The 10,819-nt window shown below is 60.4% G+C and carries 9 protein-coding genes, 1 pseudogene and 1 riboswitch; of the genes and pseudogenes, 2 read left to right on the top strand and 8 right to left on the bottom strand.

The window, feature by feature from the left end:
- From F1542_RS02875 to F1542_RS02860, 5 genes are all read right to left on the bottom strand, one after another.
- The coding region (locus F1542_RS02875; protein WP_193731719.1) for an iron chelate uptake ABC transporter family permease subunit at positions 1-282 on the bottom strand (282 nt) is incomplete at its 3' end.
- 32 nt (positions 283-314) lie between these two features.
- Positions 315-1,139 (bottom strand): ABC transporter substrate-binding protein, encoded by an 825-nt coding sequence (locus tag F1542_RS02870; RefSeq protein ID WP_193731718.1) that lies wholly within the window; start codon positions 1,137-1,139, stop codon positions 315-317.
- A gap of 13 nt (positions 1,140-1,152) precedes the next feature.
- Positions 1,153-3,252 (bottom strand): TonB-dependent siderophore receptor, encoded by a 2,100-nt coding sequence (locus F1542_RS02865; RefSeq protein WP_193731715.1) that lies wholly within the window; start codon positions 3,250-3,252, stop codon positions 1,153-1,155.
- A gap of 23 nt (positions 3,253-3,275) precedes the next feature.
- Complete coding sequence (locus F1542_RS17330; protein WP_256431409.1) at positions 3,276-3,407, bottom strand: hypothetical protein; 132 nt, start codon at positions 3,405-3,407, stop codon at positions 3,276-3,278.
- Positions 3,371-3,588, bottom strand: a riboswitch (cobalamin riboswitch). (Overlaps the previous gene by 37 nt.)
- Before the next feature lie 57 nt (positions 3,589-3,645).
- Positions 3,646-5,040, bottom strand: coding sequence for a neutral/alkaline non-lysosomal ceramidase N-terminal domain-containing protein (locus F1542_RS02860; RefSeq protein ID WP_227672424.1), 1,395 nt, complete (start codon positions 5,038-5,040; stop codon positions 3,646-3,648).
- A gap of 124 nt (positions 5,041-5,164) precedes the next feature.
- Here F1542_RS02860 and F1542_RS17325 point away from each other — a divergent pair, with 124 nt between their 5' ends.
- Positions 5,165-5,569, top strand: a complete 405-nt coding sequence (locus F1542_RS17325; RefSeq protein ID WP_256431410.1) for a hypothetical protein — start codon at positions 5,165-5,167, stop codon at positions 5,567-5,569.
- A gap of 1,200 nt (positions 5,570-6,769) precedes the next feature.
- On the opposite strand, the gene F1542_RS02850 is transcribed toward F1542_RS17325, so the two are convergent.
- A complete protein-coding gene (locus F1542_RS02850) occupies positions 6,770-7,696 on the bottom strand; it encodes an AMP-binding protein (protein WP_193731714.1) in 927 nt (308 codons plus the stop codon).
- A 266-nt stretch (positions 7,697-7,962) separates the two neighbouring features.
- Between F1542_RS02850 and F1542_RS02845 the strand changes: the two genes are divergently transcribed.
- Positions 7,963-9,408 (top strand): short-chain fatty acyl-CoA regulator family protein, encoded by a 1,446-nt coding sequence (locus F1542_RS02845; RefSeq protein WP_193731713.1) that lies wholly within the window; start codon positions 7,963-7,965, stop codon positions 9,406-9,408.
- Between the two features lie 115 nt (positions 9,409-9,523).
- Here F1542_RS02845 and F1542_RS02840 read toward each other — a convergent pair whose 3' ends face one another.
- Together F1542_RS02840 and F1542_RS02835 are read right to left on the bottom strand one after the other, a co-directional pair.
- Positions 9,524-10,294 (bottom strand): SDR family oxidoreductase, encoded by a 771-nt coding sequence (locus F1542_RS02840; protein WP_193731712.1) that lies wholly within the window; start codon positions 10,292-10,294, stop codon positions 9,524-9,526.
- A 399-nt stretch (positions 10,295-10,693) separates the two neighbouring features.
- Positions 10,694-10,819, bottom strand: a pseudogene (locus F1542_RS02835) (class I fructose-bisphosphate aldolase); the annotation flags it as partial.

The raw sequence follows: 10,819 nt of genomic DNA, 5'->3' as shown, positions 1-10,819 counted from the left end.
CACGCTGACCGCCCCAAGTGCCGCCCCGCCCGATACCCCCAGAATGCCGGGATCAGCCAGCGGGTTGCGCAGGTACCCCTGCAACACTGCCCCCGACAGGCCCAGCGTCCCCCCTACCATGACGGCAAGAAGCGTGCGCGGCAGGCGCAACTGCCCGACAATGATCGCGCCTGCGCTCTCCCGCCCCGCCAGCAGGTCGGCCAGCGCGTGCGCGAACATGACGCGGGTTTCCCCCCACATGAGCGACGCGCAGGACAGCCCCACCACTCCGGCCAGCAGCATGATGTTCAGTAACAGGGCATTAGGGGCAGGTTTCACCGGATGGTCCCCAGTCTATCGCGGGCGGCACGCAGCATGGCGACACTGTCCAGTGTCTGCGGCAGGCCACACAACCACAGCCGTGCGGGCAGATCCAGATGGTGCGGCCCGGCAAAGGCCCGTTTCAGCGCCGGATGGTCCAGCATGGACTGGGCAAGCGACGTGCCCTGCCCCGAACGGTCCAGCACCAGCAGGTCGGGCGGGCGCGCGATCAGGACTTCCATGGAAAAGCGGGCCGTCCCCTGCCGGTCCATGACGGTTGCATGATTGCGCAGGCCCGCATGGGTCAGGACATCATCGGGCAATGACCCCGCGCGGCTGACGAAACCATTGGCGGCATAGATCGCGGCCGTCGGGCCGGTGGGGTCGGGTACGGTGGACAGGGCAGCAAGGCGGCTGGCGAAATCCGTGGCCAGCGCGTGTCCCCGCACACCTGCGCCAATGGCGTTCGCCACCGCCATGATCTGACCGGGAATATCCGCCAGCGCCTGTGCCGGGGGCAGGACAACAACCCGCGCGCCCCGCTCGCGCGCCGCCTGAATGGCGACGGCCGCCGTATAGCTTTCGCCCAGCACGACATCAGGGTGGGACGCCACGACATTTTCCGCCGTGGGACGCAGGACCGGCACATGCCGCGCCTGTTCACACAGCACGGCATTCCAGCAGTCGCGCGCAAGCGGCGTGACGCCCACGATCTGCCCCGGTCCGGCCAGCAGCAGCAATAACTGGTCGGTGCAGACATTCAGCGACACCACGCGTGGCAGGGGCTGTGCCCAGGCCATCGGGGCACAGGCAAGAAGGCCCGCGACAATGCCCGCCATTACCCCCTTCATGTCAGTAATTCAGCATGAAACCGCCATAACCGGCGCGACCGGGCTGCAGGTAGCCGATCGGCTCCTCGAACTGGCGGTCCAGCAGGTTGTCGGCGCGGGCATAGACGGACACATAGCGGTTGATCCTGTAATTGGCGGCCACGTCGATGGTGAAATACCCATGCCCTTTGGCACAGGTGCTGCATGTCTCGCTGCCGATGACCGGCAGGTCGCGCCAGCCGCTGGTATACAGGATATTGCCTGAAAAGGTCAGGTCGCGGATGGGGGTCCATGTCGTGTTGAAATTGAATTTGTGCTGCGGGCGCTGCTGCAGTTCGTTGTGGTTCGTCGCATCGCGCGCATGGGTCCAGGTGTAGCTGAGATTGAATTCCAGACTGCGCAGCGCCTTCCAGTTCACGAAGGCTTCCACGCCATACATCCGCGCCTTCGCCACATTGGCGTAGGAGTAATTGTAGTCATATGACGAATCAATCGAAAGCGAGGACTGGATCAGGTTCCTGACCCTGTTGTCATACCATGTCGCGCCAAAATTCAGGTGGTCATGCAACAGTTTCTGCTCCACGCCCGCGTCATAGCCGATCAGCTGTTCGGCCTTCAGGTCCGGGTTGCCCTTTTCGGAATACCCTGTGCCCATCTGGCTTGCGAACAGCTGGTACAGCGACGGGCCATGGAAGCCCGAACCGGCGCTGGCCTTGATGATGGTCCCCGTGCCCGGCACATGGATCGCGGGCGCCACGCGCCATGTCACGTGGTTGCCATAACGCGAATTGGCGTCATAACGGATATTGGCCGCGCCGTACAGGATATGGCGCCAGTTGCCCTGATACTGCCCGTAACCCGCGGTCGTATCCATGCTGGCGGTGGTATTGTATCCACTGTCCCAGATATCGGCGGCTGTATGGCTGGTGTTGAACGTGTCATGGAAATGTTCGGCCCCGACCAGCAACTGGCCATACTGCCGGAAATTGAACGTGCCGTGCCAGTCCACCTTCAGCCGGCTGGAACGGTAATAGTCAGGGTCGGGATTGACCGGGCTGCCATAGCTTGTGCCCGTTTCCGTCCAGCGGTTGCGGTTGGTCATGTAACCAAGGCCAAGCACCTGATCGAACAGGCCGTGGAAGGACACCAGATGCGCCGTGCCGCGCACGATGGCCGCGTTCTGGGTGGTCTGTTCGCGCACACCCCTGTCACCGTACAGATTTTCGCTTTGCAGGTCATACACCGAATAGGAATGATTGTTGTCCTGTATCAGCCGCGCCGTAAGCCCCAGGTCGAAATTGCGGGTGACATCATAACCCAGCCGGATATTGACGCCACGGTTGTCATTGCGGTTGCCTTCATGGCGCTGCTGCTGGTCCGCGCCATAATGGCGTTCGATATAGGACGGAATGTTATGGAACCCGTCCATGCGGTAGTGGGAGAATTCAACATTGTAATGAAAACGCCCTTTGCTGCCCCGCGCACCGAATGTCTGGTTGAACGTGCCGTAGCCACCGCCTTCGATCCGGACGAACGGCCTGAAGCGTCCCTGCCCCTGTGCCGTGGTGATGTCGATGACCCCTGCCATGGCGTCCGCGCCGTACAGGCCGCTCTGCGGGCCGCGCAGGATTTCGATCCGTCCCATGCCGTCGGTCACGAATGTCCCGGCATCAAACATGCCGGTCGAGGAACTGCCGTCGTTTATGTCCATGCCGTCAAGGCGGACCTTGACCTCGTTGGCGTTATTGCCCCGCATGAAAATGGATGACGTGCCGCCCGCCCCACCCGTCTGCACCACGTTCAGGCCCGGCTGGCGCGCAAGGATATCGCTCAGGCCGCGCCGCTGCTGGGTCTGGATCTGCTGTTCGGTAATGATGGTCATGCTGGTGCCGATATCATCGGCCGCCGTGGGCCGGCGGGCGGCACTGACGCTGATCAGTTCGGGCAGGCCTGTATCGCCGGGTGAAACAACGGCTTTCGCTTTCTGGTTCCTGACCCCATACTGCTTGGCAGGCTGCCTTTGTGGGGTGTCCTGCCCGGCAGGGGTATCAGCATGCGCTACCGCCGCCCCCATTGTCATCAATGTGGTGGAAGCAATCAGCAGATTACGGAAAAGGGTCATCGGACTAAGGTCTCGCGGTCACATCATCGTTGCCACGAGAGCGTGCCGCCACACGGTTTCCAATCCGTAGGGAAACCCGTAACGCCACACCGCCGGGACACCCCGCCCGACAGTTCCCGGTCGCAACCATCATGACGGCAGGTCTCCTGGCTCACGGCGTGACATCCTGCACAGCCTTCCCGGAAACCGCAGTTTCCAGTGGCCCGGACCATGATATCCGGTAATGCAAGGACAGACCGCTTACAGTTGCGGGGACAGCCGGGGCATTGGATCGCAATCCGCACCCCGTTCCCTTTTCATCCCCCCGCAGGGGGAACCGTCGGCATGGTTCTGATCGTGCGGGGCGGCCGTGTCAACCCGGACGCTCCCGCGCCCGACGTCCGCTGGCAGCCGTTAGCGGGCGGCGGCCCGGGCCTGCTGCAGCAATGCCGCGATCCGGGCACAGGCATCTTCCCCCGCCCCCCTGGCAAAGGGGGAACTGCGCGCTTCGTAGGTATGGCGGTCATAGCTGCGCGCATCGGGCATGTATTTGGCCCCGCCATCAACCATCGTCGCCACCATGGTATGCGCAAAGGGCGAATGCGCGCGGATCCGGGCACCAAGGGCTGCGGCCAGTTCCGGCTGCACGCCCACCAGCGCCAGGTCACCGATACGGACCAGCACGACAGGCAGCGAAACCGGTGGCCCGGCAGTATAGGAAAAAGTGGCGACCGGCCCCGTGGCGCGGCCCATGCGTGGCGAGAACGCCTGTGACGCCACCTGTATGCTTTCACGCCGGATGTCGAGTGTCGGCATATCGGTAGCCCGGATCTTCTCCGCCACATCCACGACCTGTGCGCCAAGGCGCGCGCCCAGAACGTCAACAATCGCGAACCCGGCATCGTGAATATCCATCCGGCCCGCCCTGCCACCCGCATTGACGACGGGGCGGTTCGCCTGAAGATAGGGTGCCTGATCGCCCGCCGCCCCGACCATGAACAGGGCGGCCGTGTCGGGACCGTACCGTGCCTCGACATATCGCATGGCCGCACCGGCAAGGTCCGCCGTCATGAGCCTGCCGCCCGTGCTGGTGACCGATCCATCCATGACCGAGGACTGCACGGCAAAATTCGTCATGACCGCCAGCGGCCTGCCATCCAGCCGGTCAATGCGCAGCACGCTTACGGTCGGGTCCGTATCACCCGCGTCATCCGCGCCCAGCCACCAGCCATATGGGGTTTGCACGTCACGGTTCACGCTGACCCGGCTTGTCCCCACGTCCGCACCCACACGCGCGGGCTGCATGGACGCATGGGCGCGCGTCGTGGCCTGCCGTGCCGACTGGATGACCGCCTGCCATGCGGCGGCATTGGCCTGTATATCCGTGCCCGGCGGCGTCTGCCCTGCCGCGAATATGTGCGGCGCGGAAAAGGTGTGGCTGGCGCTGACAATGATGTTGGGGGCGGCAATACCCGCAACATCCGTCACGATGGCCTTGATCGCGGTGATCAGGTCACCAAAAATGGATGTCAGGTCCACCACGACAATGGCGAGCCGGGTTGTCCCGTCTTCCAGCAACACGATGCGCACGGCCAGCGGGTCGTGCTGTCCGGTAAAGCCATCAATGGGAAACTGCCCGGGCGGAAAAACGATATCGGCCCGCCCGCTGCCCGCACGAAACGTCGGCTTTCCGGTCGTGGCGGCACGTACCGGTCCCGCGCCCAGCGCCACAAGGGCGCCAGAGCCCATGGCCGCCATGAAATCCCGTCTTGATGGCACGACCTGGTCCCCTTTTTCATTGCGTTTCATGGGCACGATATCAGTGCGCCCATCTGTAACAAAAAAAGGCCCGGCAATATGCCGGGCCTTTCGGGTAGCAAGTGGATCAGTTGGAGCCGTTGTTCTGGTTCCAGCCACCGTTGCGGTCACCACCATGCTCACCCCGGCCACCATTCTGGTTGTCGCCACCGCGGCCGCCGCCGTGCTCGCCCCAGCCACCATTCTGGTTGTCGCCACCGCGACCGCCGCCGTGTTCGCCCCAGCCGCCATTCTGGCTGTCGCCACCGCGGTTGCCCTGTCCACCAAAGCCACCGTTCCGGTCGCCACGACCTTCGCCGCCACGTTCATTACCCTGGCCGCCGTTCTGGTCGCCACCACCCTGGAAATCGCCACCCTGGCCGCCACGGTTGCCTTCGCCGCCGCCATGGCGACCACCATGATGACCGTGACCACCACGACCACCATGTTCGCCCTGTTCACCGCCCTGGTTCCAGTCACCGGACTGCGCATGTGCTGCCAGCGGGAGGGAGGCGCCAAGTGCCAGTGCGAAAAGAATTGAACGCTTCATAATATGATATCCTTTAATTCGACCTTTAATATATTATGCCGCATGATCGGGAATGTAAGACTGCATGATGTAATAAACAGTATCAGACAGGCCAGCAGCCGGATAACGTTAATTCCGATACCGTAACCATGCCGGTAAATATTCCATATATTCGTTGTATATTCAGGAATGTAGGAATCTGCATCCAGACATTTACAGATCGCGACGCAATCGCCGACAAAAAAATAACGAATACTCGGCATGGTTATGGGAAATATTTCCTAACATCCTGACCTGTCAGTTCAGGGCAATCCCTGTTTGCGGCCTGCCTGATCGCCAGCGCCAGCATGGTCGTTGGCCGCAGGCCTGCACGTAGTCAGCCCATATGGCGGAAAATGGCCCCCTGTCCCCATCGGGAGATCCTGCCGCCGGATCCGCTGCATGGGCCAGAGGGAATGCAGGACAGGACACCGTATTTTCTGCTTGGCCACAACATACCGCATGTGAATGGCCGCTGCGGGTCCGGCAGGACTGTCCATGTAATCCGTCATGGCTTTCAGCACCAAGACGCCTGCAAGGCGTGTCGTTCCTGCAGGACGTCATATAACCGTTTCATTTTCCGGTATCATCCTGGCATTTTCCCAACCGGTTTTTTTACGGCGCGCCATGCGATGCATCGCTGAAACCCATGGGGAGCAAACAGGAAAACCTTCATCAAGAACGTTATCATGATCCGTATGATGCCATACAGACCGGTTTTTCAAGGACCCTTTATAAAAACGCGCATTGACATAAAAAACGCTGCCTGATCGAAAACATGCCCACAACCGGTATTAAATCGGGATTTACCTGTGGTTACTGCAAAGGAATACTGCATCAGGGCACAGGATACTCTTGAACTGTGCCTTGATGAAATCCTGCGCTGCCAGCGCCCAATGGAATTCTCCGGCAGGATTTCCATCTCTTCCCTGCCGAGTGTGAGTGGCGTTTCAATCACCGCTCACTCAGCAAACGCCTGCAAACCCTCGCTCAATGGGCTAACATCACGGTCGGAGACCTCACTTAATCTCCTTACCTATGACATCCCCAAAATTTTTATTACTTTATCATTTATTTGTTCTAAAGCAGACTTTCCGTCATGGTCATTCCCATCCTTTTATTGGCAGATATTGCGTTTCTGACAGGACAGGCTTCCCTGCCCTGCCGGCACCATCAGGTATCCAATGTCGCTGCCTTACGGGCATGCCCATGAATTGTAAGGGTCTCCCCTTTTGCCAGCACCCCCACGATCAGGGCGGTCTGTCCCGTATTCCATGCCATTGCAAGCAGGATGCCGGGAATGTCCGCATCGCCCGATGGTGACAGCATGCCCATCGTATAGGATGTCAGGCGGCCATACTCCCCTGCTGTATACGTCACGCCGTGGCAGCGGCCTGTCCTGCCCGCGGGATAGAGCAGGAACAGCGGGTCATCTTCATACATGGCCTCGGGCGGGTAATCAGGTTCGTACCAGTCCACGACGGCATCATGGCGATGGTCACGTCCCGGCTTCATCATGATTTCCGCATTCCCTGCCGTGACGACCAGCACCAGCCTGACCTGGCTACGGGATCCTGCCCCGTTCAATGCCTTGTCCAGCGTGGCCTTCATGGGACTGTTGTCGGTATTGTCGCCGGTTCCATCTGCTGTCAGCACGGCAACCGCACCGCAATCAGCCAGCCGTTCGCTCAGCGCTGGCGCACCCAGCGCGGGTGGCAGCACGACATGTACCGCACCGATGCGGATGCATGCCAGAATGGCAACCACGCTTTCCACCATCAGGGGCAGATGGATCGCCACCCTGTCGCCACGCTGTACCCCCTGGTCCGTCAGGGCATTGGCAAGGCGGCAGACGCGTTCATGCAGGTCACGGTAGGATACGGGTTGCGCGTCGGCTCCCTGCCGGGATATGGCCGGTCCGTCCGCATGGTCCCCCAGATGGCGGTCCACACACAGGGCGGAAATGTTCAGCATGCGCTGTCCATGTACAGGCGACAGCGGCATGTCCTGAAGGACCGCATGGCCCGCCATTTGCGGAAATGCCCGCCCCATGGCAGGGGTCGACAGAATGGAAACGTCATCATGCATCATATGGGTCATGGTCGTGTTCCTTGGCGTTCAGTGCCAGCGCGAAGCGCCATGCAGGGGGCTGCAGTCAATCAACGGCGGTGTTGCACGTGAATCGGTCCGGGGTATCGGGTGCCTGAAACGGCAGTTATTATGTTTATTCTTGCCCGACCCTGGCGTTCGTCTTTACGGCTCTTGTTTTTGTTGATGGGGACTGTGACAAATCCCGGTTGCAAACGGAAGACGTTTTGCCGTTTAAAAGAGTGAACATCACGAAGCGGATTGCAAAGATTGCAAAGATGAAAAAACCCGCCACCAAGACCTTTACCGGATCGCGCATCCGCCACCAGCGCACCCGTATCGGCATGACACAGAGCGCACTGGCCCGGAAGCTGGACATATCCGCCAGTTACCTGAACCAGATCGAACACGACACCCGCCCCCTGCCGCTGACCCTGCTTGATGCGCTGTGCAAGGTTTTTTCCGTTGGCGTGGATTATTTCAGCGATACTGAAGAAACGCGCGGCATACAGACATTACGTGAAATAATGGCCGACCCGGTATTCGATACCGATGCCGTAAGGCTGGACAGCATTCAGGCCGCCATGCGCGTCGCACCCGATCTGTGTGCGCAGTTCATCCGGCTCTATCGTGCCTATCTTTTGCGGCAGGAACATACAGCCGCCCCCCTGATCGGCCCCGACCGGCCGCAACAGGGCGGGGCGCGGGATGCGCCAGACCGGGTGGAACCCTACGAAGCCGTCAATGACTGGGTACAGGCCCAGCGCAACTATTTTGATGAAGTGGACCGCACGGCCGAACGGCAGGCCGAGCGGATGCGGCTGGATGAGGGCAATCCGGGCGAACAGCTGACCCGCTACCTTCTGGACCAGCATGGCATCCGCACCGAAATCGACCTTGCCCTGGGGCAGAAGGGCCTGATGTGGCGCATGGACCGGCGGCACCGCACCCTGTTCCTGTCACGCATCATCCCATCGGAAAGCAGCACGTTCTGGATGGCGCAGGCGCTGGGCCAGCTTGAGCACCAAGGGGTGTTTGCCCGCACGATCCGCCGTTCCCGCCTGCGTGAAAGTGAGGCACGGGGACTGGCGCGCGTCTATCTGACCAATTATTTCGCGGGCGCACTGCTTCTGCCCTATGACCGTTTCCGGGCAACAGCCCGTGACGTACGTCATGACCTGGAACAGTTACAGCGCCATTTCGGGGTCAGTTTCGAACAGGCCTGCCAACGGCTGAGCACCATGCAGCGACCCGGGAGCGAGGGCGTTCCCTTCTACTTCCTCAAGACGGATATCGCGGGCAATATCCTCAAAAGCTTCAGTGCGAACCGTTTCACCCAGTCCCGTTTTGGCGGTCCCTGCCCGTTATGGAATATTTTCCGCGCCTTCAGCACGCCCCAGCAGGTGCAGGTCCAGCTGTCACAGACGACCGATGGCGCGCTTTACCTCAACATAGCGCGGACAGTGGGGCGCAGCAGCATATCCTACCTTGACCGCCCGCGCCTTACGGCTGTGGTTCTGGGCTGTTCGATAGCGGATGCGCGGCACCTGGTCTATTCCGCCGGGCTGGACCTGAATGACCCGCGCATGATCATTCCCATCGGGCCGGGGTGCCGGGCCTGCACGCGCGAAAACTGCCATCACCGCGCGCTGCCAATGGTCGGGCACCGTGTCGATATTGATAATGAGGGGCGCGGCATCGCCCCCTATCGCACGGCATTGTAGCAGCCGCTTAAAATTATGAAAAAGCCTCAAAGAACGCCGCCTTTTTGAAGAAAAGACAGCACCCGGAAACTTTTGTTTCTATTTCTCAATCAGTTCCATACGACCTGCTTCATCACTACACGGACGCGGTCATGCCGCCATCAACCATAAGGACATGCCCGTTTACAAAACTGGATGCATCAGACGACAGAAAGACCGCAGCACCCACCAGTTCCTCCACATCGCCCCACCGCCCGGCGGGCGTGCGCTGGCACAGCCACTGGGTAAATTCCCTGTCAGCCACCAGTTTTTCGTTCATTTCCGTCCTGAAGTAACCGGGTGCGAGGCCATTGATCTGTAGCCCATGCCGCGCCCAGTCCGTCGCCATGCCCTTGGTCAGGTTTTTGACCGCCCCCTTGGTCGCGGTATAGGGCGCGATACCGGGCCGGGCCAGTTCGCTCTGGACCGAGCAGATATTGATGATCTTGCCCCGTCCACGCGGCAGCATGTGGCGCGCAACCGCCTGACCCACAAAGAAAACCGCGTTGAGGTTGGTGGCGATCAGCGCATCCCAGTCCGCCCGGCTGAACTGATCCAGCGGCGCGCGGCGCTGGATGCCCGCATTGTTGATCAGGATGTCGATCGGCCCCTGCTCGTGTTCGATTTTTTCAATTCCCGCGATAACGGCATCCTGATCGGTTACGTCAAACGGGGCGGTTGCAACATCCAGCCCTTCGTTTTCCAGCATGGCACGCGCCGTCTCCAGCCGTTCGGGATTGCGACCGTTCAGCACGATTTTCGCCCCAAATCGGCCCAGCCCCCGCGCAAGGGTCAGCCCGATGCCACGCGATCCCCCGGTGACAAGGGCGCGCCTGCCCGCAAGCGAAAAAAGGGTATCAGCCTGCATGATGCTTTCCTTCATTTTCATGGTATTTCAGGGGAGCGCAGAACGCCCTTCCGGCCATAAGCCATGGAAAATGGTAACGTTTCGTCCATGAAGATCAGGAAGCAGCCTAGCCGCCTTCGCCACCGGCACGATGTAACGAACCCGGCATCATGCCTGTCCCGCAACAGGGAAATTGAAGGTCGCTTAAAAAACGTCGATAAAAATTACAGAAGTTTCCGGGTGTCGCCTTTCTTCAGACAGGCCACATGCGTGAAGCTTTTTGTACAAAGCTTCACCAAAAATTTTCTTCTGATCCACGGAAGAAGCCGAGGACAAATGCAAAACGGCTTCCGTGATGCCGGAAGCCGCCTGTCATGTATCCTGTCCCCCCACCTTATGGCAGGGGACATGAAGGGATTATCAGGCCTTCTGCGTTGAAGCCCTGAAGATCTGCGCGATGGACTTTGCAAGGGCTGCGTCAAATTCCGCATCCGTCATGGTGTAGCGCAGGTCTTCGAGCAGCGCGCGCGAGAAGCTGGCGATCAT

This window comes from Komagataeibacter sp. FXV3, assembly GCF_015155755.1.
In the GTDB taxonomy this organism is placed as follows: domain Bacteria; phylum Pseudomonadota; class Alphaproteobacteria; order Acetobacterales; family Acetobacteraceae; genus Komagataeibacter.
The sequence above is the reverse complement of the archived record's forward strand: the minus strand, read 5'-3'. Positions and strand labels throughout refer to the sequence as shown.

Coding starts and splice junctions, on each gene's coding strand:
- F1542_RS02845 (WP_193731713.1), top strand. CDS start 7,963: ATGAAAAAACCCGCCACCAAGACCTTTACCGGATCGCGCATCCGCCAC.
- F1542_RS02865 (WP_193731715.1), bottom strand. CDS start 3,252: ATGACCCTTTTCCGTAATCTGCTGATTGCTTCCACCACATTGATGACA.
- F1542_RS17325 (WP_256431410.1), top strand. CDS start 5,165: ATGCTCACCCCGGCCACCATTCTGGTTGTCGCCACCGCGGCCGCCGCC.
- F1542_RS02850 (WP_193731714.1), bottom strand. CDS start 7,696: ATGACCCATATGATGCATGATGACGTTTCCATTCTGTCGACCCCTGCC.
- F1542_RS02860 (WP_227672424.1), bottom strand. CDS start 5,040: ATGAAACGCAATGAAAAAGGGGACCAGGTCGTGCCATCAAGACGGGAT.
- F1542_RS02840 (WP_193731712.1), bottom strand. CDS start 10,294: ATGCAGGCTGATACCCTTTTTTCGCTTGCGGGCAGGCGCGCCCTTGTC.
- F1542_RS02870 (WP_193731718.1), bottom strand. CDS start 1,139: ATGGCGGGCATTGTCGCGGGCCTTCTTGCCTGTGCCCCGATGGCCTGG.